Annotated in this window: 16 protein-coding genes; 14 read left to right on the top strand and 2 right to left on the bottom strand. The window is 69.0% G+C overall.

The window, feature by feature from the left end; all coding sequences use genetic code 11:
• Positions 1-130 precede the first annotated feature (130 nt).
• Both BFV98_RS29820 and BFV98_RS29815 read right to left on the bottom strand, forming a co-directional pair.
• Positions 131-610, bottom strand: coding sequence for a GNAT family N-acetyltransferase (locus BFV98_RS29820; protein WP_071098560.1), 480 nt, complete (start codon positions 608-610; stop codon positions 131-133).
• Entirely contained in the window at positions 607-3,720 is a 3,114-nt protein-coding gene (locus BFV98_RS29815) for an orotidine 5'-phosphate decarboxylase / HUMPS family protein (protein ID WP_255368297.1), read from the bottom strand. The genes BFV98_RS29820 and BFV98_RS29815 overlap by 4 nt, the downstream gene beginning before the upstream one ends.
• 758 nt (positions 3,721-4,478) lie before the next feature.
• On the opposite strand from BFV98_RS29815, the gene BFV98_RS29805 reads away from it, so the two are divergent.
• The 14 genes from BFV98_RS29805 (at position 4,479) to BFV98_RS29745 (ending at position 20,722) form a co-directional block, all read left to right on the top strand.
• Positions 4,479-5,912 carry an APC family permease gene (locus BFV98_RS29805; protein WP_083395332.1) on the top strand — a complete coding sequence of 478 codons (1,434 nt, stop codon included), beginning with the start codon at positions 4,479-4,481 and terminating at the stop codon, positions 5,910-5,912.
• Positions 5,909-6,934, top strand: a complete 1,026-nt coding sequence (locus BFV98_RS29800) for an acetamidase/formamidase family protein (protein ID WP_071098557.1) — start codon at positions 5,909-5,911, stop codon at positions 6,932-6,934. The genes BFV98_RS29805 and BFV98_RS29800 overlap by 4 nt, the downstream gene beginning before the upstream one ends.
• Positions 6,935-6,938: 4 nt before the next feature.
• Positions 6,939-7,793, top strand: coding sequence for an SAM-dependent methyltransferase (locus BFV98_RS29795; protein ID WP_071098555.1), 855 nt, complete (start codon positions 6,939-6,941; stop codon positions 7,791-7,793).
• 165 nt (positions 7,794-7,958) lie between these two features.
• Complete coding sequence (locus tag BFV98_RS29790; protein ID WP_030500423.1) at positions 7,959-8,633, top strand: GPP34 family phosphoprotein; 675 nt, start codon at positions 7,959-7,961, stop codon at positions 8,631-8,633.
• A gap of 27 nt (positions 8,634-8,660) precedes the next feature.
• Positions 8,661-9,314 (top strand): hypothetical protein, encoded by a 654-nt coding sequence (locus BFV98_RS29785; RefSeq protein WP_030500422.1) that lies wholly within the window; start codon positions 8,661-8,663, stop codon positions 9,312-9,314.
• A 418-nt stretch (positions 9,315-9,732) separates the two neighbouring features.
• Positions 9,733-10,512: a hypothetical protein gene (locus tag BFV98_RS32075; protein WP_143025373.1), complete on the top strand. Its 780-nt coding sequence runs from the start codon at positions 9,733-9,735 to the stop codon at positions 10,510-10,512.
• A gap of 251 nt (positions 10,513-10,763) precedes the next feature.
• Positions 10,764-11,987 carry a methyltransferase, FxLD system gene (gene fxlM, locus BFV98_RS29775; RefSeq protein ID WP_030500420.1) on the top strand — a complete coding sequence of 408 codons (1,224 nt, stop codon included), beginning with the start codon at positions 10,764-10,766 and terminating at the stop codon, positions 11,985-11,987.
• 113 nt (positions 11,988-12,100) lie between these two features.
• Positions 12,101-13,309, top strand: a complete 1,209-nt coding sequence (gene fxlM, locus BFV98_RS29770; RefSeq protein ID WP_083395331.1) for a methyltransferase, FxLD system — start codon at positions 12,101-12,103, stop codon at positions 13,307-13,309.
• Positions 13,310-13,389: 80 nt separating this feature from the next.
• Positions 13,390-13,554 (top strand): FxLD family lanthipeptide, encoded by a 165-nt coding sequence (locus BFV98_RS31665; RefSeq protein ID WP_082171406.1) that lies wholly within the window; start codon positions 13,390-13,392, stop codon positions 13,552-13,554.
• A gap of 171 nt (positions 13,555-13,725) precedes the next feature.
• Positions 13,726-16,737, top strand: a complete 3,012-nt coding sequence (locus BFV98_RS29765; RefSeq protein ID WP_030500418.1) for a lantibiotic dehydratase — start codon at positions 13,726-13,728, stop codon at positions 16,735-16,737.
• The gene (locus BFV98_RS29760) at positions 16,734-17,957 is read left to right on the top strand and encodes a lanthionine synthetase C family protein (protein ID WP_052165555.1); all 1,224 of its coding nucleotides are present in this window, start codon (positions 16,734-16,736) and stop codon (positions 17,955-17,957) included. Before BFV98_RS29765 ends, BFV98_RS29760 begins: the two co-directional genes overlap by 4 nt.
• A 17-nt stretch (positions 17,958-17,974) precedes the next feature.
• The gene (locus BFV98_RS29755; RefSeq protein WP_030500416.1) at positions 17,975-18,787 is read left to right on the top strand and encodes a thiopeptide-type bacteriocin biosynthesis protein; all 813 of its coding nucleotides are present in this window, start codon (positions 17,975-17,977) and stop codon (positions 18,785-18,787) included.
• A 119-nt stretch (positions 18,788-18,906) separates the two neighbouring features.
• Positions 18,907-19,878 (top strand): hypothetical protein, encoded by a 972-nt coding sequence (locus tag BFV98_RS29750; protein WP_141722613.1) that lies wholly within the window; start codon positions 18,907-18,909, stop codon positions 19,876-19,878.
• A 319-nt stretch (positions 19,879-20,197) separates the two neighbouring features.
• On the top strand, positions 20,198-20,722 hold the full coding sequence (locus BFV98_RS29745; RefSeq protein WP_047894145.1) for a hypothetical protein: 525 nt from the start codon (positions 20,198-20,200) through the stop codon (positions 20,720-20,722).
• Positions 20,723-21,038 lie beyond the last annotated feature (316 nt).

Below are 21,038 nucleotides of genomic sequence, written 5' to 3'. Positions count from 1 at the left end.
TGCCTGCACGGCTGCGCGCGAGCCGAAGATCTCGCCGGTACGACCCCCTCGCCGACTGGCATCACACCATGTCGAGGTCTACCTCGCCGTGCACGTCTCGGCGGTGATCTCCTGCGCGGGCCACTTGATGCTAGGCACCGATCGATCGCTCATAGACGGCGCGGTGCTTCCCCGGCCCCTTGTAGTCGTAGATCACAGATACGCCTCGCTCGGTCGTGTCTCCGGGAACGTTGCTGAAGCCCATGGCGAGCCACGCTCCGTGCGCGGCGTGGTTGTCCGGTTCTGATGTGAGGAAGAGGCGCCGGCATCCCCAGAGAGCGCCTTGGCGGTCAACTTCCTCTACGAGCGCCCGCGTGATTCCTGTCCGACGGTGACTCGGGTGCGTCATCACGTCCTGCAGGTAGATCTCTGACGGGTCGACCTGGCTTCGGAAGGCGATCACGCTGCCGACGACCTCTCCATCGATGATGGCGAGTGGGCAGGTATTGGCGAACAGCGTGGCGTACAGCCAGTAGTCCGATGAACCCCGAAGCCTGATGTACGGCTCCCCCAGTGCCAGCAGTTTCTCGAGGTCGGGGATGCGGTCGACCGTGAGTGGGGTGATGATCATGAGCGGTTTCCTTCGGTGAGTTCGATCGATGCGGCGAGGTCCCGCGCGGCAACGGCGGGATCCAGGGAGTCGGTGACTCCGCGACCGACGACGAGGATGTCCCATGAGTGTCGTCTGCTGGCCTCGACGTCCGTGGGTTCGAAGCCGCCGGAGACCGCGACCGGCAGCTTGGTCCATGACCTGATGAGTTGTGCCTGGTCGAGAGGGTGGAAACCGGCTACACCCAGGTCGATGTTTGTGGTGATGGCGAAGCCGTCGACTCCCGCGCGTTCCATGTCCTGGACCCAGCGTTGGATCAGCCGGCCTTCGGGCACGTCGATGACGATGGGGACGGCGAGGCGTTTGCTCGCTTCGACGGCTGCGGACACGCTAGCAGTGCTGGCGGGTCCGATGAGCAGCACGACATCAGCTCCTGCCTCGGTCGCGAGGACCACCTGATCGCGTCCCCAGTCTGCGGACATCATCTCGGCGACGATCCACGCGCCATGGGTTCGCTGCTTGATGGCGCTGATGGCTCGAATTCCGACGCTCTTGATGAGCGGGTCGCCGATCTCGATGAATTGCACACCAGCGGTAGCGGCGGCCTGTGCGACGGTGATGGCGTAGTCGACGTCGCGGACATCGAGCGCGACTTGAAGTGCGCGCCTGTCTCGGAGACGGCGGAAGGCTTCCTTGCTGATGCCTGGTGCTGTGCTCGTGGCCGTGGCGTAGGGGGCGAGCAGGTTGGCTTCGGTGCGAACGAGCCAGTCGGCCGAGGCGACGCCCTGGTTGACCAGAGCGGATTGGACGTTCATGGGTAGCCGTAGGGTGCCGGTGCGGATCTCTCGTAAAAGGCCGAACAGGGCGCTGCGAGATGAATCCTCGTCTTGGATCGGTTGCCTGCCGGATTTGAGTAGGAGCCGCTGCGCGGCGACTCGGACATTGCGGGGACCGTTTCGCCATGCTCCCTGGGCCCTGATGACCAGGTCGGCGCCCGAGTCGTCGTGTCCGACTCGGGCGGCAAGCCCTTGAAGGAGGCGCTCGCGGACGTGCCAGTTCCGGTCGTCGAGGAAAGCGGCGAGTAGGTGTTCCACGCCGGGTGCGGTCGAGCGGCCGACGGCTTCGGCGACGGCTGCGCGGACCTTGTAGTCGCGGTCCGCGGCCAACGATTCCATGATCGAGGCCATCGTGTGGTGTGGGATGGCGCGGCCCGCTCGGATCCCCTCGGCGAGGGCGGCCCGGGCTCGCCAGTCTGGGTGGGCCAGAAGTGCCTTCAGTTCTTGGGAACCGCCGTCGTCGGTGGCGAGGAAGACGTAGAAGTGTCGGGCGATGAACACCGCGTCTTCAACTGTGTCGAGTTGCGCGAGACGGACGAAGTCGTGGATGGCCGCGATGGGCAGCCGCGTCTCCACGCACGCCACGATGTCGGACCATACTGCCGGGCCGAAGCGGCGCAGCACCCGCAGCATCCACCGGGGGTACTCCGCACCGAGCGCCGAGGCGGCTGCGCTGGTGTGCAGGAGAGCTCTGGCGAGGGGAAGGCCGTTGTCGTGCAGGCACCGAGAGGCGCACACGCGCAGCACCTCGGCCGTGGCGAAGGCGGGGGCATCGCTGGTGAGGTCGAGCATCAATGGCAGCGTTTCGGTGATGCTGACCGACGGTGACTGCGCGACGGCGGCCAGCAGCTCCGGTGAGGTCGCATCCAAGCCCTGCAAGAGGAATTCCAGGACGCCTCGCAGGTCGGCCGATGTGCTCGTGCGAGCGGCCAGGTCGTTGAGCAGCTCGATGGTGACGGTCGAGCGTCCATGGGACTCGATGAGCTGGGCGAGCCACCGTGCGAAGAGGTACTCACGAATGACGTCGTGATGGAACATCAAGCCGCCGAACGGGCCGGACCGCACGAGCCTCGCGGCCGAGGACACGGTGAGGTCACCGACGTTCCCTGGCGGATCGCCTTGGATTGCGGGAAGGAGGGGGTGCGGCCATGCGGAGGCGAGCTGCCGTCGCGCGAGTGCCGTCAGATCCGCCGTCGTACGTTCGACGTCCAGGCCCGCCGCCTTCAAGATCGAGGCGACGCAGAATTCCACGAGCCGGTAGGCGTTGGCTTGCCCGAGCGGCTCGGTCGACTTCGCGGCCCGGATGAGGCTCATGTACAGCGGCAGGCGAGCCAAGTTACGAATCTTCGCGGGCAGGGCGTCGAACGGGGGCTCGCTTGCATCCCGCTGCGCGTTCCACACGTCGCGGGCCGTGCCGACGTCCCAGCGGTCCAGCCGCAGCGACGGGCCGGCACCATGATCCTGGCCGGGCATGACCGCTGCGGCCAGGACGGGGTAGGGCGCCAGCTCGACGTCCGGCGGTGTGCGTAGAACGAGGAGGAACCTCAGGTTGCCCGAGAGCACCTGCCGCAGCGTGCCGTCGAGCTGGCGGCAGACCTTGTCCACCACGGCGCGGGACTGCGGACTGTCGATGACGACAAGCAGCGGCCTGGACAGGCTCCGGCTCTCATCCTCTAGGGTCAGCAGCGGATCCTCGCCGGCCGGCAGGGAGCCGTAGCGGAGGATCTCCCGCGCCAGGTCGATGTCCTCGGTCCACGAGTCCGCGGTCAGCAGCTGAACATCCACCCCAGGAGCCTGAGACGCCACATGGCGCGTGAAGCTGGTCTTGCCGCAGCCCGGGGGGCCAGCGACCAGGTAGACGCGCGCCGCCGAGGCGAGGAAGTCCGCAACCAGCCGCTGGACGTCGGCCGGAGGCGCGTACACGAGGTCGTCGGGCTGCTGGCCACCGAGCGCCGCGAGGATGGCAGCCGTCCGTTCCCTGGAACGGGCGCCGAGATCTTGTATTGCGGGCCCGGGGCTGTCGGCAGGCGGGGGCGAGTCGCTCGAACTTGCGGCCGCTGACGCTTTAAGGGTCTGGGCGAACCGCTGCTTGACCTCGATCGGCGACCGCGCCAGATCGACATCGAGCATCTGCTGGGTCTCATAGCGCATGCGGGTCGCGGTACCGCGTTTCTCCCAGTTGGAGACGGCCGCCGGATTGACGCCCAAGTGCTCGGCGAAGCCACGCACGCTCATGCGCAGGGCCAGGCGTAGTGCTCTCGCCTCGCGGCCGGTCCACCGCCGTACCGTCTCCACGGGATATCCCCCAGGCTATGCACTCAGCGTCATTGTCGCAGTCGGCAGCGTAGTAGACGACGGCGGGCGCAGACGAGCTGAAACTAGGACAACACTAGAACGTCCACGCATCGTCATGGGACAGGCCGAACCCGCAGGCTGGTCGCACAGACAACCACGGCGATGGATGGGCGCTGCGGCTTCGCGCTACCTCCACTGCTGTGGCAGCCCTCGCGTTTGCGAGCAGCGGTGATGGTGGAGGTGTCCTCGTGGTCGTCGACGTGCGAAGCGACAGCGTGCGTGACCGCGCTCGCTGTGCCGCTTCCGGCCGCGGTGGTGAGTGGCTGGCGCAGCCCGGATCACCTGTCTCGGGGGTCTTCACCCTCGAGGGTCTGCCGCGCTGGCGCGGTTGCGGCACGCGCTGCAGCCCGTTCGGAGTGCTCGGTCAGCGGGACTACCCGGGGGCCCTGCGGTTGCCAGCTGACCGGCCGTGGATGCCGAGGACATCGAACAGTTCGTTCTGGAGCCGGCGGCGCCGGCACCGGGTTTGGTGGCGGACGCCGCGTCCGAGGAACTTGGCCCATCATCCGCCGATTGTCGGTCGCCCGTACTTCTCGGCGGCTGCGCCCAGGACTTGTCCATGATCTGGCGCCTCTAGCAACCGATTCAGCAGCTCCCGGCGATGCGTCTGCCTTCGAAGCCGCTGCCGCCGTTTGGCCAGCTCTAGCACTGGCGGAAGTGAGCTGGCGTCGCTGACCGACAGGAAGGAATGAAACAGCATGCACACTAGGCAGACAGCGCCTCCGCCGGAGATCGGCTTGGCGCAGGCGTCGCCCGACTCCTCGCGGTTCGGATACCGACCGGAGCTGCGCCGCTCACTCGGCTTCGCCGACCTGCTCTTCTACGGGCTGGTGTTCATGGTGCCGATCGCGCCCATGGGCATCTTCGGATCCGTCTACTCCGGCGCCGGCGGGATGGTCGCGCTGGCGTACGTCATCGGCATGGCGGCGCTGGTGTTCACTGCCGCCTCATACGCCCAGATGGTCAAGGCGTTTCCCCTTGCCGGGAGTGTGTACAACTACGCCGGTCGAGGGATCGGCGCACCGGTCGGGTTCCTCGCTGGCTGGGCGATCCTGCTGGACTACGTGCTGGTGCCGAGCCTGCTGTACCTGATCGCGGCGGTGGCGATGCACTCCACCGTGCCTGCGGTTCCAGTGTGGGTCTGGCTGGTCGGCTTCGTGCTGGTGAACACCCTGGTCAACTACCGGGGAATCCGGATGACCGCCCTGATCACCCGAGTGATGCTCGTCGGCGAGGTCATCGTCCTGGTGATCTTCCTTGCCGCCGCGGGCCGCGCCCTCGCGCAAGGCAAGGGAGAGGGCTTCTCCTGGGCGCCGATTTACAACCCCGACACGTTCACCTGGGCGCTGGTGTTCGGCGCGGTGTCGATCGCCGTGCTCAGCTTCCTCGGCTTCGACGGCATCTCGATGCTGGCCGAGGAGAACAAGGGCGGCGCGGGGCAGATCGGCCGGGCCATGGCCGCGGCGTTGGGTGTGGCCGGATTGCTGTTCATCGCCCAGACCTGGATGGCCGCGCTGCTGCTGCCCAACCCGGATGGCCTCCTCGTCAATGGCGATCCGGAAGGCACCGCGTTCTACGACGCCGCCCGGCTCGCCGGTGGTCCCTGGCTGGCCACCCTGTGCGCGGTCGCCACGGCCGTCGCCTGGGGCGTGGCGAACTCCCTCGTCGCGCAGGTCGCCACCTCGCGGCTGCTGTACGCCATGGCCCGCGACCGGCAGCTGCCGAAGTTCCTGGCCAAGGTGTCGGTGCGCCACAGCGTGCCCACCCACGCCATCACCCTCACTGCGCTGGTGTCGCTGACGATCGGCCTCTACATGAACTGGCGCGACGATGGCATCGCGCTGCTGTCCAGCCTGATCAACTTCGGCGCAATGACCGCGTTCCTCGTGCTGCACCTCGCCGTCGTCTGGCACTACCTGGTCCGCCGACGCAGCCGCAACCTGATCGCACACCTGATCCTTCCGGGCATCGGATTCGCCATCCTCGCCTACGTCGTGGTCAACGCCAACGTGGCCGCCCAACGCCTCGGCTTCGTCTGGCTCACCCTCGGCCTCCTGGCTCTGGCAGGTTTGTACGCCGCCGGCCGCCGCCCCGAGCTGTCCGGACTTGCCAGCGGACGGGAGGCGGCATGACCAGCACGGTCACCTACCAGCCAACCGAAGACGAGCTGCATTACACCTTCGGCGCCCACCCGGCGGTCGCCGAGATCAAGCCGGGCAGCCTGCTTGTCACCAGCACTGAGGACTGCTTCGGCGGGGCGGTGCGCACCGTGGACGACCTGCCGTCGAAGGTGTGCCAAGCATTTAATCCCGTCACCGGCCCATTCCACGTGCTCGGCGCAGAACCTGGCGACACCCTCGCGCTGCACTTCGCTGCCATCACCCCGGCCCGCGACTGGGGCATGTCAGCAACCTTCCCGCACTTCGGGGCACTGACCGCGACCCACACCACGCCGATGCTGCACCCACCGCTCGAGGAGCGGGTGTGGCGCTACACCATCGACACCGCGGCAGGCACCGTGACCTTCCACGCCCGCCGCTCCGGTCATGCGATCGTCATGCCCCTGGAGCCGATGCTCGGCACCGTGGGGCTGGCCCCGGCCGGCGGGGAAGCCCGCTCCACGGTCGTACCTGATGCGCACGGCGGGAACCTCGACACCCCGGAGATCCGCCCTGGCACCACCGTGTACCTCGGCGTCAACGCCCCCGGGGCGCTGTTCGCCATCGGCGACGGCCACGCCCGCCAAGGCCAGGGCGAGGTGTGCGGCGTCGCGGTGGAGACAGCCATGAACGTCACCGTCGCTGTCGACCTGATCAAGGGCGTGGCCACACCATGGCCGCGCATCGAGACCGACCACCGGATCATCTCGATCGGCGCCGCCCGTCCGCTTGAGGACGCCTACCGCATCAGCCAGCACGACCTGGTTACCTGGACCGCACAACTGACCGGCCTGGAGCTACTTGACGCTTACCAGGTCGTCTCGCAGGCCGGTCGAGCCGCACCTGGCAACGTCTGCGACCCGCTTTACACCATGCACGCCGCCGTCAACAAGGCGATCTTGGCAGGCATGAGCCCCTACGAGGGAGTGCACCAGCGGCTGCGCCACATCGCCAAGGCCCCGAGCGAGCAACCGGGGAAAGACCATGGGAACTGAGGCGATGAGCTGGGCACCCGCCGAGGTCGACCTGACTCGTCCGAATGCCGCACGGATGTATGACTACTTCCTCGGTGGCAGCCACAACTTCGCCGCGGACCGTCACGCCGCCGATGCCATACTCGCCGTCGCACCCCATGTCGCCGACGCGGCCCGCGCCAACCGCGCGTTCCTGCGCCGCGCCATCCGCTACGCACTCCAGCAGGGCATACACCAGTTCCTCGACCTCGGCTCGGGGATACCGACCGTGGGCAACGTCCACGACATCGCCCACCACATCGACATCGATGCACGGGTTCTCTACGTCGATGTCGAGCCGGTAGCCGTGGCGCACGCCAAGGCCCTGCTGGATAACGACCCGCGGGTCGATGTCATCCAGGCCGACATCTGCTTTCCGGATTTCATCCTCCAGAACCCCACCACGCAGCGGCTGATCGACCTCACCCGTCCCGTCGCCGTCCTCTTCGTCTCGGTCCTGCACTTCATCCCCGGCGACGTCAACGCCATCGTGGAACCATTCCGCGCCGCGATGCCCCCTGGCAGCGCCCTCGTCATCTCCCACGCGACCTCCGGCACGGCCACAAGCCAGACCGATGAGGTGCAGAGGCTGTATCAGCGCACGCCTACCCCACTTCAACTGCGCGCCCCCGCAGAGGTCGAGGCGCTGTTCGGCGACTTCGCCACGGTCCCTGCCGACGGGCCAGCAGCGAAGTCGGCGAGCAACGCAGCGCTCGTCCCTGTTGCTCGGTGGCGCCCTGATCCCGAGGACCAGATCGAGAGGGGACACGCGTCAGCCAGCCCCTTCCTCACCGGCTTCCTCGCCGGGGTCGGGATGAAAGGAGCAGCAGCTCGTGAGTGAACCTCCTCGGCTCGCTATCCGCAGGGAACCATCCCTGCCCAGTGCCAGCTGGGTACTGATGTTCATCGGATCCGCGGGACCCACCGGCGGCGGCAAGTGGGCGTCCGCCCAGGTTGCGCACCAGCCTGCGGCAGTCTGCGTCCAGACCACGGAAGGGGCGGGCCGATGAGTTTTGCTCGGCTGCCGCTGCGCGACGAGTTGTTCCTGCTCGGCCATGACGACGACGCCGGCCACCCGCACATCCACCGCCAAGCCTTGGCGTTGGGGCTGGCCGGCGCGGTCCTGGTCGACCTGTTTCTCGCCGGGCGGATCGTCCTCGACCCGAACAACGACCGTTTGTCCGGAGACCGGTGGCTGCGCCTGCACACCGATCAACCGCTCGGAGACCTGATCGGGGACAGTGCCATCGGCTTCATCCGCTATGGGCGTACAGCACCACCGGTGAAGGCGTTCCTGCGCGGCTTCGCCGACGACCTATACGAGCGCACCCGCGCCGGACTCGTCGCCGCCGGGATCCTCCGGCAGGTCACTCGCCGGCGCCTCGGCGGCCTTGCCCGCACCGACACCTACCTCGCCACCGACACCAAGTGGGCGGTCGTCGCCCGCGCACGCCTGCGGTACGTCGCTCAAGGCCGTGAGCAGCCCGACAACCACACCGCCGCACTCGCCGGACTCGTCGCCACCCTCGGCCTCACCGGCCACCTCTACCTCAACGACGACAGTACGACCGTGACGGCGCACCTGAAGGCCATCGCCGGCCAGCACCACCGGTCGGTGCGGGACATCACCGCCGCCCTCGACGCCGCCGTCGGTGACCTCGCCACCGCAACGTACCGGTGAAGCGAGACCACAAGGACATCTAATCCGATGGAGAGCCTGGTGCACATTCGCGCCGCCCGTTGGGCAGACAAGGATCTGGTCGCCCTGCTGATCGCCGACGCCCTGCACCCCACACCGCTCGCCGCGTGGCTGGTGCCCGACCCAGGGCAGAGGTGCCAGGTGCTGGCCGACGTCGTCGCGATCTGGGTAGAACATGCGATGTTCTTCGGCGACATCCACCTCACCCATGACCTCACCGCCGCCACCGTGGGTTTTCACCGTTACCGACCCATCCCACCACCGGCCAACTACCGGACCCGGCTCACCGACGCCGCCGGACCACACGCCGACCGCTTCGACCTGCTGGACACGCTCCTTGCCGAGAAACAGCCCACCGAACCGCACTACCAACTGGCGTTCCTCGCCGTCCGCACCGACGCCCAACGGGGCGGCTGTGGCGTCGCGCTGCTGGCCCACCACCGCAGCCGCCTCGACCGCATCGACCTGCCGTCCTGGACCGCTGTTCCCTCAGGCGGGGAGCACCTGCTCGCCCGATACGGCTACACACCCCGGCCGGCGATCACCTTGCCGGACGGCCCGACCCTGCAGCCGATGCGCCGCAACGCTCGCCACGGCAGCAGTGCCATGCCGATCAACCCGGCCCGCCCGGTCGACAACCGCTGGCAAGGCTTCCATGTGTAGCCCCATCGCTCCCGTCACTAACAGCCTCACCGGTGACATCCACAGGCAGCTGACCACCCCCGTCCTGAAACTGGCTCCGCGAATCATGGCCTTTCCAAGCAGATACCCTCCAGACCTGATCGACGCCGTCGTCCAGCGCGTCACGGATGCCCGCCGAGTCAGGGCATACGGCGCCGTCACCACCGTCGCCCATCAGATGAACCTCGACCCGCGCCTAGTCCAGAAATGGGTCACCAAAGCGACTGCCCCAGTCGCGCTCCAGCCATGCAGGCCGGCCGCCGACTCGTGCGAGATGTACCTGCCGCCGGGACTGCTGCACTGCAGGTTCTGCCAGCAGCCAATGACTCACGCCGAGTCGCACGACTCTGGGCAGGGCTACCAGTGCCAGCAGGGTTGCAGACCCCGGCCCCTGGATAGCGTGGCCGTCGCCGACACCATCGGTCGGGCGATCCTGGCGCGCGCCGCTCGGATCATCCCGTCGACCAGCACCCCGATCCCGCCACACCTCGCAGCCGTCCACGCCCACCGCGTCCTCGCCCGCATCACCGTCGGTGCCACCCCCAGCGACATCACCCTCACCTGGCGCGCCACCCCTGTTCTCGAACCCGGCCGGTTCGAGGCCGAACGCGCACAGCGTGTCGCCACCGCCCGCACCCTGGTCCTCGGCGACCCGCTGCGCGCCCGGCAACTCCTGCACGCCAGCCTCACCGGCATCGACCCCGCCACCGCGCCCGCCGACGCGGTGCACGCGGAAGCCGCCATCCTCCTAGCCGAACTGCAACTCCGTCTCGGCCACCCCGCCGACGCCATAACCTGGGCCACCTACGCCCGTGCCAGCACAGTCCACCTCCACGGGCTCGCCCACCGGCGGGCCTTGCACGCCCTCCACGTCCTCGCCGCTGCCCACTCGCGCGGCGGACACCATCAGCGCGCCTACCACCTCTACCGGGAACTCACCGGCCACCTCTCCAAATCCGACGGCCCGCACGCCCAGCAAACCCTCGCCGTCCAAGCAGCCACCGCCCTCATCCTGTACGCCCTCGGCCACTGCCAAGCCGCCCGCACCCTCCTCGCCGACACCATCACCACCCACCGGCGCGAACACCCCGGCCACCCCGCCACCGCCCACATGACCCGGCACCTGTCCCGCATCTGGCGCGAGTGCGCCACCAACGGCCACCAGCACCAGGACGCCTGACCGCCCGCCTCGCCCTGATAGGAGGTCCGCCGTGACCGCACGCCCCCTCCCCAGAACAACTCGCGGTGCTACAGCGGCTCGGGCGGCGATGGGTACGACGAACCACTCCTGTCGTTAGGCGTCGGTGACATCGCAGGAACCAGCGCAGCGCTCCCGCCGGCCCCCTGTCTTCCTGCATTCGCCGCACCAGGCGTGCCCCGAATGCAGGAGTGCCTGTCCGACCCGATGAGAAGGAAGTACGAGTAACCCAGATGGCTGAGACAAGCATCGGCGAGTCCGCCCAGCTCCGCGCCGCGCTGGTGGACACGCTGCGCGATAAGGGGATGGTCACGAGCGCTCTCGTTGAGGCGGCGATCCGAGCGGTGCCGCGGCATTGGTTCATGCCGGCCGGTACGCCGACTGAGGTCGCCTATGGCTACGACAGCTCCGTGGTGACCAAGCGCGATCAGGACGGCATGGCGATCTCGTCGGTGTCCGCGGCGTACATCCAGGCGCGGATGCTGGAACTGGCCGAGCTGCGACCTGGCATGACGGTGCTGGAGGTCGGCTCGGGCGGATTGAACGCGGCCTACCTCGCAGAGGTCGTCGGTCCGGAGGGCCGAGTAGTCAGCATTGATATCGACCCCGAGATCATTGACCTGGCCTCGACCGCGCTGGACGCCACGGGCTACAGCAGCCGAGTCCGTGTCCTGGTCGCCGACGCCGAGCACGGCGTGCCGGACGAGGGGCCATTCGACGCGATCATCGTGACGGTCGGGGCGTGGGACATCGCCCCGGCCTGGCTCGACCAACTGGCCTCGGACGGCGTGCTCGTCCTCCCGTTGATTATGAACGGGGTCACCCGCACCATCGGGTTCCGGCGCGACGGCGACCACCTGGCCAGCACGTCGGCCGAAGTGGCCGGGTTCGTGCCGATGCAGGGCGCCGGCCGCCACGCCGACCAGGTGCTCGAGCTAGCCGATACCACCGGCGGCAAGGTCAAGCTCGCGTTCGACTCCGGCGCACCCCCGGATCTGATTCAGCTCAATGGCGTGCTGGACGCCGACGCGGCCGAATTTTGGTCTGGCGTCACGGTCAGCCACGGGATCTCCTTCGCCGACCTGCACCTGTGGCTCGCGTGGTACCTGGATGGGTTCGGCCGCCTCGCCGCCGACGAGGGCAGCGCACTGGCTGCCCGGAAGCGCTGGTTGCCGTTCGCGGTCGTACGCGGAGCCGGGCTCGCCTGCCTCGTGTTGCGGGACGCGATGCAGGGCGCCGGGGCGGAGTTCGGTGCCCGCGCCTACGGACGCGACGGGCAGGTGGCCGCCGCCGCGTTGATCGAACAGATCCAGGCGTGGGACCGAGCCGGGCGGCACACGCCTCCGACGTTCGCCTACTGGCCCGCCGGCGGCGACCGCTCCCAGATTCGCGCCGACGCCACGGTCATGAACAAGACCCACGGCGTGGTGACGATCTCCTGGCCCACGAGCAGCTGACTCTGGCCTCGGGCCAGCCTCGCTGGGTCAGGTTGCAACAACCCAGCCGCCCAAACCCATAGGGCGAAGCGGGACGCCAAGTCCGCCAGCCCCCGCTACCCGAAAGGATTCCCATGACATTGCAGGTCGACGACGCCACCACCTTGCGCCAGGCCATGGTGGGCACGCTGCGCGACGAAGGTCTGATCACCACCGACAGCGTCGCCGCAGCGATGAACGCGGTGCCCCGGCACGAGTTCGCACCCGGCGAACCGCTGGAGAAGGTGTATCAGACCAACAGCACCCTGGTGCCCAAGATTGACGCTCAGGGGCGTCAGACCAGCGTGGTCTCGGCCTCGCACATTCAGGCCATCCAGCTAGAACTGGCCGAGGTACGGCCGGGCATGAACGTGCTGGAGATCGGCTCGGGTGGCTACAACGCCGCCCTGATCGCGGAGGTCGTCGGGCCGACCGGTTCGGTGACGACCGTGGACATCGATGCCGACGTCGTGGACCGTGCCCGCGCGGGTCTGCGCCGGGCCGGGTACGAGCAGGTCAACGTCGTGCTCGCCGACGCCGAGCACGGCGTGGCACAGCACGCGCCGTATGACCGGATCATGGTCACGGTCGGGGCGTGGGACATCCCGCCCGCCTGGCTCGATCAGCTCACCCCGGACGGCCGGATCGTCGTGCCGCTGCGCTTCGCCGGGATCACCCGCCTGGTCGCCTTCGACCGCGCCCCCGGCAGGTCGGTGCTGACGGCCAGCAACTACCGGCTCGGCTCGTTCGTGCCGATGCAGGGCGACGGCGCCGCCAGCGAGCAGCTGATCCCGGTCACCCCCGACGTCGGGCTGCGCCTCGACCAGAACAGCACTCTCACGTTCGACGTGCCGGCGCTGCGCAAGGCGCTCAACACCAAGCCCGTGGAGAGCTGGTCGGGCACGCCGTTCGACATGCCGGACGAGCTGGAGCTGTACCTGCTGACCAGCGGGCCGGAACTGCCGATGATTCACGCCGCGCAGGCCGCGGTCGATCAGGGCGTAGTCAACCGCACGGTACGCAACGGCACCCCGACGCTGGTGCGCGGCGGCAGCTTCGCCTATCGCATCAAGCGGGAGAATCCGCAGACCGTCAGCGGCTACGAGACCGGTGTCATCGCCCACGGGCCGGAAGCCGAGCAGGTCGGTGCCGAGCTGCTCGCCATGATCCGCACCTGGGCGGACTCCTACTACCGGCGCGGCGCTGCCCACATCACCTACCACCCGAACACCGCCGACACCAGCGATCTGACCGGGTGGCACAGCACCAAGCGACACGGCGTCCTCGCCGTCGCCTGGTCCTAAGAGACTTCGGCGCTCACCTCAGCGGCCCACGCCGGGGGGAGCGTCGGGGAACCCCTATCACTGCAACCAGGGAGGTTGTCATGGCCCAGCTCGCCACGGTCCAGCCCGACGTCGAGGGCGGCACCCTCGACGACTTCGATCTCGACATCGAGTTCATCGAGGCCGGCGGCACCGTCGAGCACATCATCAAGATGACCGAGGACAACTGCGGCAGCACCTGCGCGTCGGCCTGCACCAGCTGCTGACCAGCCGCATCCGCTGGTGGCTCGCTCTGATGGCCAGCCCAAACCAGATGGGCAGGCCGTAAGGCGAGCCATCGACAGCGGATCAGGAGTGCCCGGCCCGGGGAGACCTGCTCTCGAGGGTCGGGCACTCCTCACCCGCAGACAGATGATCACGCCCATGGGGAGGCTGGTGTGTACCGCAGCGTGAACGATGCCTTGATGCTCCGGGCGGCCGTACTTCGCCCGGGCCAGATCGGCGCATGGCCTGACCTGACCGGCAGCGACACGGCGACCAGTTGGCGCCTGTGGCTTGCCGAGACGTTGGCGGTTCCGGGGTTCGCGGCAGCCTTGGCCCACGCGTCACCGGACCTCGCCGAGCGGGTCACCGCCGCCATCAGCGGCGGCCCGTCGCAATCTGACGCCCGCCGGGTGGTGCTCGCGGTCATGCGCTACCTGCTGCGCACTACCACCCGTGCCACACCATACGGGTTGTTCGCGGGCGTTGCCCCCGCCACCGCGAGCCGCACCGGCCGCATCCACTGGGGCACTGCACACCGGCCTTTCGCTCGCCTTCAGGCATCCTGGCTGGCCGCCGTCCTCGATGGCCTGGAATCCGACGTGCGGCTGCGCCCGCATGTGATGGTGCGCGCCAACAACCTGCTGGTCGAGCGCAGTGAGAGGCTGGTGCTGGAGTACCGCGCCGCCACGACCGACCCCGCAGGTGCGCCCACGCATCTGCGCATCAAGACCACCGACATGATCCGCACGGCTCTCGCGCTGGCGGCTGAGCCGATCCGGTGGGCCGACCTCACCGGCAAGCTGACGGCCGAATGTGGGGCGCCGCAGGAAGGCGCGCAGCGGCTGGTCGGCCAAATGGTGACGCAGCGGTTGCTGTTGACCAGCCTGCGCCCGCCGTCGACCGAGACCGACCCCCTGGCGCATCTCGTGGATCAGCTGGAGACCGCCGCAGCCGAAGGCGGCGACGTAGGCGAGCTACTTGATCCGCTGCGTCGCGTTCGCGATCTCAAAGCCCGACACGACCGCGCACCGGACGAGGCCACGGCTGATGCCCGCCGCCGGGACCTCGGCAGAGCCGCCGCCGTGATCCAGCCCGGGCAGGCGGTCGGTGTCGATTTGCGGCTGGACTGCGACCTCGTGGTGCCGACGACGGTGACGGCCGAGGCATGCCGCGCCGCTGCCGCGCTGACCCGCCTCGCCCGGCCGACATCGCTTCGGTGGCGGGACTGGCATACGCGTTTCTTGAACCGGTACGGCCTGCACGCCCTCGTCCCGCTCCTGGATGCGATCGATGCCCAGGTGGGCCTCGGCTATCCGGACGGCTTCACCGGCGAGCCGGCCGATGATTCGCCCGCGTTGACCGACAGGGACCGGAGGCTACTCGCCTTGGCGCAACGTGCCGCCCTGCACCGTGAACACGAGGTCGACCTCGACGACGTCCTCCTGGACAGGCTGGCCGGCCCGGCGCCGACCGAGATCCCGCCGACCGCCGAGCTCACCGTGCGCGTCCACGCCGACTCCCTCCAAGCCATCGCCGGCGGCGACTTCCTGCTGTCGGTCGTACGTGCTTCAGCGCAAGCCTTCTCCACCGCGGGCCGGTTCCTAGACATGTTCGGCGAGACCGACCGGCACCGGATGGCCTCCTGCGCCGCCGACAGCCCAGCCAGCGCCGGCGCGTTGCTGGCCCAGCTGTCCGCGGTCACCCGCTACACCATCAGCCTGGACGTCAACCGCGCCCCCCAGGTGCTGCCGCATCTGATCCCCGTCGGCGAGTACCACGCCCCGTCGCAGGCCGCGATCGGCTTGGACGACATCGCGGTAACCGCCGACGCGCACCGCCTGTACCTGGTGTCGATCTCTCGCCGACGGGCGCTGCAGCCGGTCGCAGTCAACGCGGTCGAGCCCGTACGACACGCCCACCCTCTGGCCCGCTTCCTGGCCGAAGCGCCCGTGGCCCTCGCTACCCCGTGCTCACCGCTGGAGTGGGGGCCAGCGGCCAAGGGCTTGCCGTTCCTGCCCGCGCTGCGGTACGGCCGGACCCTCTTGAGCCCCGGGCGGTGGCACCTGAGCGCCGCCGAACTGCCCGACCGGCATGCCGGCTGGCAGCACTGGGACCGCGCGCTGACCACCTGGCTCAAGGCCACAGGCTGCCCTACCGCCGTCTCGCTTGGTATCGGCGACCAGACCCTCGGCCTCGACCTGGACAAGCCCGCTCACCGGGCGCTGCTACGCGACCACCTGACCCGCAACCCCACCGCACTGCTGCATCTCATCCCCGAAGGCGCCGCCTGGATCGGCGGGCATCCCCACGAAATCGTCATCCCGTTGACCGCCACCACCGCGAGACCACCAGCGCCCCGCCTCACCAGCCCCCTGGTCGATGTCCGTACCCACGGCAGCTTGCCTGGCCGCGACCACCACTACCTGAAGATCTACGCCCGGCCGGAAGAACAGACCACCATCCTTACCGCCCACCTGCCTCGGCTTGTCGTGCAACTCCCGCCGGCGGGCAGGTGGTGGTTCCTGCGCCACGCCGACCCGGAGCCGCACCTGCGGCTGCGTATCAGCGGCTTGCCCATCGAAGCCATCACCGGCTGGACGCAGGAGCTGACCGACGCCGACCTGACCCAGCGAGTCCAGTGGGACACCGACTTCGGCGAGCCTGGCCGCTTCGGCAGCCTGGCCGCGTACCAGGCAACGGCAGCCGTGTTCGCGGCGGACTCCGCAGCCGCGCTCGCCCAACTGGCCGTCACCACGCGACGTCCCACCCTGGGCTGGCAGGCGTTGACCGCCGCGAGCATGGTCGACCTCGTCACGGCGGTCATCGGCGACCCACACGACGCCCTGCGATGGCTGATAGCCCGTACCCGCGCGCACCGGCCAGCACCCCCACGAGCCGTCTACGACCAGGCCATCCGCCTGGCCAACCCGTACGACCCCACCGCCGTGGCGTCCCTGACCGGCGGCGAGAACCTGACGGACCGCTGGGCTCGGCGCCGCCGCACCGTGGCCGCCTGGCGCGACAGCCTGCCCACCGTCAGCACCATGCCGCCGGCCGAGCTGCTGCCCGACCTGCTGCACCTGCACCACGTCCGCGTCGCCGGGGCCGACCTCGACAGCGAACGAGCCTGCCTGCACCTCGCCCGCGCCGCCGCGCTGAGCTGGACGACAAGGAGCATCACGTGACCACCCCGACCACCACCGCCAACCCCTCGGATGTGCTCGCGGCGGTCTGCGCCAGACTCGCCAGCCCCTCCATCGTCGGCCCGTCACGCGACGGGCGGACCCGGCCGCAATCGCTGGCCGGAGGCGCGGTGGGCATCGCCCTGCTGCACATCGAGCGGGCCGTCTCCGGACACGGCAACGAAGCCACCGCCCACCGCTGGATACGCGCCGCCGGCAGCGAGCCGGTCAGCATCGGCCGCAACTCCGACCCCTTCCACGGCGCCCCCGCGCTGGCGTTCATGCTGCACACCGCCCGCCCCCTCGGCGGCTACCACCGCGCCTTCGCCAGCCTCAACGACGCCACGATCACCCTCACCAGACAACGGCTCGTCGCCGCACACGCCCGCATAGACCGCCGCGACCCGCTGACGATGTACGAGTTCGACCTCGTCCACGGCCTGACCGGGCTCGGGCTCTACCACCTGCACGCCCACCCCGAGCACCCCATCAGCCGCGACGTGATGACCTACCTGGCCCGCATCACCGAACCCCTCGGCAACGGCTCCACGCAGCCGCCGTGGTGGCTGCCATCGGGGCTCGGCGGCACACCACACCCAGACTTTCCCCACGGGCACGGCAACATCGGCGTAGCCCACGGCATCAGCGCCCTCATCGCCCTGCTCGCCTACGCCATCCTCCACGGCCACGACACCCCCGCAGCCCGCAACGCCCTCGCCGCTCTATGCGACTGGACCGACCACCACCGCCAAGACGACCCGGCCGGAACATGGTGGCCCGGCTACGTCACCCCCGACACCACCCCACGGCGGCACCGGCCCTCCTGGTGCTACGGCACCCCCGGCATCGCCCGCGCTCAGCAACTCGCCGGGCTCGCCCTGCGAGATACGGCCCGCCAGCAACGGGCAGAAGAGGCTGTGCTCGCCGTGCTGCGAGACGCCGCCCAACGCGCCCGGCTGCCCGAGATCGGCCTCTGCCACGGCAAAGCCGGCCTCCTGCAGGCTGCCAGCCGCTTGGCCGCCGCCAGCACCGACCCGCACCGCGCGGGTCAGCTCACCGCCGAGCTGCCCGGCCTGGCGGCCGAACTCGCCAACCAGCTCGCCAGCCAAGCCCAAGGTGATCCAGAGCTGCTGAACGGCACGGCCGGTGCCGTGCTGGCGCTGCAGACCGCCGTCACCGGCAGCCCGGCGACCAGCTGGGACACCTTCCTCGCCCTCGCCTGAACCCAAGGGAAACGAACATGACGCCACCCAAATGGCGGCAGACCACCATCGCCTTCCCCGACCCCCACGCCGCAGACCAAGTAGCCACCGCCCATCTCGCGCCGATCCTCGTCGACGCCGAAACCCGCCAGCTCATCACCACCTGGTTCTACGTCCGGAAAGGCACTTGGCGGCTGCGCTACCTTCCCGCCTCCACCACCGCCGACCACTACTTGGCCAGCCAGCTGGCCCGCCTACGCCACGACCGCCATATCAGCGCCGCCGTTCCGGGAATCTACGAGCCCGAGACCTACGCCTTCGGCGGCACCAGAGCCATGGACACCACCCACCATCTGTGGCATCACGACAGCCGCCAGCTACTCACCCCCGGCTCCAACCACCTAGCCGCGCGGCACCCCGAGCTGTCGATCATGCTCGCCGCGGCCATGATGCGAGCCGCAGGCCTTGACTGGTACGAACAAGGCGACGTCTGGGCCCGCGTCGCCAACCACCGAGACCCACCCCAGCCCACGCTCGTCAACAACCTGCTGCACGCGGTGAAACGGCTCCTCACTGCCGATCCAGCCAGCCTCACCCACCAGGGGGCGCCGCTGGCCGCCACTCGCAGCTGGTTCGAGGCTTACATCGCCGCCGGCGACACTCTCAACCGGCTCAACCGGACAGGACAGTTGCAGCGCGGCCTCCGCGCAACCCTCGCCCACCACGTGATCTTCGCCTGGAACCGGCGCAGCATTCCTGGCCTGCACCAAGCGGCACTCGCCACCGCCGCCAGAAACATCATCTTCGGCACCAACCCCACCGCGCCCTCGGCCCCGGGCGGTGACTCATGAACCCCGCAATAGCCCGTAGATTCCCGCTGATCGCCCGGCCCCGCCCCGTATGCACACCCCTGCCCCAGCGCATCGCCGACCTCGAGGAACGCGCCGACCTCGCCTACCACAGCGGTGACGTGGCCGCCGCGACCGCGGTCTTCAACCTCGCCGCGCTCCTAGCCTCGGACTGTGACATGCCCGACCTGGCCCACACCTGGTGCCACCGGCTCGCCACCGCGGCACTCGACCACGGCAGCGATCCCCAGCACGCACTCGAACCGATCGTGAACCTCGCCCGCCTCCGCATCCGCGCGGGCGACGGCCCCGCCGCCTGGGCCCTGTTGGAAACCCTGTTCCAGGCCATCGACACCCGCACCGACACCCTGATCGACGGCCTCACCATCCCCGTCGCCCGCCTCACCGAGGCACCCGGTGCCCACACCAAGACACGAACCTGGCTATGGGCCGTCCTGCTCGGCACCGGCGCCCACGCCCTCGCCAGCGCCGGACGGTGGGACGACGCCAGCCACCGCCTCACCCAATACAACGGCATCGGCGCACGCATGCTCGACGGCAGGCAGATCAGCGTCATAGCCCATGCCACAGCAGGCCGCTACCGCCAGGCACGCGCGATGCTAGACGCCACCCAACCGGGCGAACCATGGGAAGACGCCGTCACTGCCTGCCTGCTCCTGCTGATGCCAGACTCCGATCCCGCAGACGACCAGGCGAACAAGGCGCTGACCGCCTACCACGCCCTCGGACCCGCCAAGCCCGGACTCACCGTCTTCCACACCCGGCTTGGCCTCACCCTTCTAGACGCCCTCGATAACGATCACCCAGCCGCCGAGCAGCTCGGCGTCGAACTGATCCAACACGCTGCTGGCGACGGGTACGCCGCACGCGATCTACTGACTCATCCCACTTGCCTCGCCGCCGCCCACCATCAACGGGTCAATCAGCTCAAGACGCTCGTATCAACATGCGGCTTGGACGCAGGCACCCTGTCGGCGGCGCAGCAAAGAGCCCTGCTCCGCGCGCTCGACATGGCCGAATCGGTAATCCGTGCCCCTTCGGGCGCTCTACCAGCCGTCCCGCGGGGCAGCTGAACGGCGTCCGTCCTCTCTGGGCGCACAGCGCTGCTCCTGGCCGCAGCCGGTGGCGCTCTTTGCCGATCGTCTTTGCCGGGCTTCGTCAGGGGGAGCACGGCTCTCAAGTACGGCATCAACCCGCCGATCTCCCAGGCGACCGAGAGCCAGGCTGCTACCATCTGCACCGCTTCGGCCACACGTCCGCCGCTTAGCGGTGGACTTGTGGGTGGGGCTGTTGGTTGGATCACGCGGCCGGGGGGTTGCCGCTTCGTTCGTTCGCGGACGATGTTCCCCCGGCCGTTCCAACCGCTGGCCACCGATGCAGGCAGGGGTAGGCATGGAAATCCGGAACATTGGTGGCCGGCCACACACGGACATAGCCGGCGCAGCCGAGCTGACCGGACGGTCCGAACAGACGGTGCGGCTCAAGACGTCACCGAAGCAGCGCGCCCAAGGGTCAGGCTGGCCCGCGTCGGTCAAGCAGGACAAGAAGGCGTGGCTTCCCATCGACGAGCTGAAGCACGTCCGGGATGTCCTCCTACCGCAGATCGTGGAATCCTCCCGAGCGCGGGTCCATCATGTCGACCTCAACGGCGACCCCGAGGAGCTCATCTCCGCCACCGAGTTCCGGGAGATTCTCACCATCACGCAGGGCGGGTGGGACAAGTACGTCGGAATGAGCAAGGCCGTGTGGGACCGCGGCGAGGACGGCTACCTTCCCATGCCTGACCGCGAAGAACCCGCACCAGTACAGGGATCTACTCGTTACTGGAAACGCAGACGCGTGCAGGAATGGATCAACACCCGGAGCGGGAAGGTGCTCAGCGCCACGCCGCCCGATTTGCCAACCAGTGACTCCTAATGCAGCCGCTGCCTGAAGCGAATTTGCCGTAAGGCAAGACGACTGCTTCCGGATGTAGACCCATTCGCACCACTCGACGCCCGCTAGCCCGCCCGGTCCGACAGCCGTCTCGCCGCTTGGGCTGAATCGACCTTCGGTCGATGGCCTCCAGCCGGGTCAGCGTCCCGCCGCTGAACCGCGGCGCCTCGCCGGCGAGGCAGGCTCCGGGAAGGGGGAGGCAGCGCCGATCCTTCCCGGCGACCTGACCCCACAGTGCCAACCATGTTTGGCTGTGGGGGTCAAGCCACACCCCAGGCTTGACCCCCACAGCCAAACA

Source organism: Micromonospora sp. WMMB235 (assembly GCF_001855515.1).
GTDB classification, from domain to species: Bacteria; Actinomycetota; Actinomycetes; order Mycobacteriales; family Micromonosporaceae; genus Micromonospora; species Micromonospora aurantiaca.
Note: the sequence above shows the minus strand (reverse complement) of the source record. Positions and strands in the feature narration are given on the sequence as shown.

Bases quoted from the DNA above. Each gene is read 5' to 3' on its own strand.
- BFV98_RS29820 (WP_071098560.1), bottom strand. From the start codon at position 610: ATGATCATCACCCCACTCACGGTCGACCGCATCCCCGACCTCGAGAAA.
- BFV98_RS29805 (WP_083395332.1), top strand. From the start codon at position 4,479: ATGCACACTAGGCAGACAGCGCCTCCGCCGGAGATCGGCTTGGCGCAG.
- BFV98_RS29800 (WP_071098557.1), top strand. From the start codon at position 5,909: ATGACCAGCACGGTCACCTACCAGCCAACCGAAGACGAGCTGCATTAC.
- BFV98_RS29795 (WP_071098555.1), top strand. From the start codon at position 6,939: ATGAGCTGGGCACCCGCCGAGGTCGACCTGACTCGTCCGAATGCCGCA.
- BFV98_RS29790 (WP_030500423.1), top strand. From the start codon at position 7,959: ATGAGTTTTGCTCGGCTGCCGCTGCGCGACGAGTTGTTCCTGCTCGGC.
- BFV98_RS29785 (WP_030500422.1), top strand. From the start codon at position 8,661: ATGGAGAGCCTGGTGCACATTCGCGCCGCCCGTTGGGCAGACAAGGAT.
- fxlM (WP_030500420.1), top strand. From the start codon at position 10,764: ATGGCTGAGACAAGCATCGGCGAGTCCGCCCAGCTCCGCGCCGCGCTG.
- fxlM (WP_083395331.1), top strand. From the start codon at position 12,101: ATGACATTGCAGGTCGACGACGCCACCACCTTGCGCCAGGCCATGGTG.
- BFV98_RS31665 (WP_082171406.1), top strand. From the start codon at position 13,390: ATGGCCCAGCTCGCCACGGTCCAGCCCGACGTCGAGGGCGGCACCCTC.
- BFV98_RS29755 (WP_030500416.1), top strand. From the start codon at position 17,975: ATGACGCCACCCAAATGGCGGCAGACCACCATCGCCTTCCCCGACCCC.
- BFV98_RS29745 (WP_047894145.1), top strand. From the start codon at position 20,198: ATGGAAATCCGGAACATTGGTGGCCGGCCACACACGGACATAGCCGGC.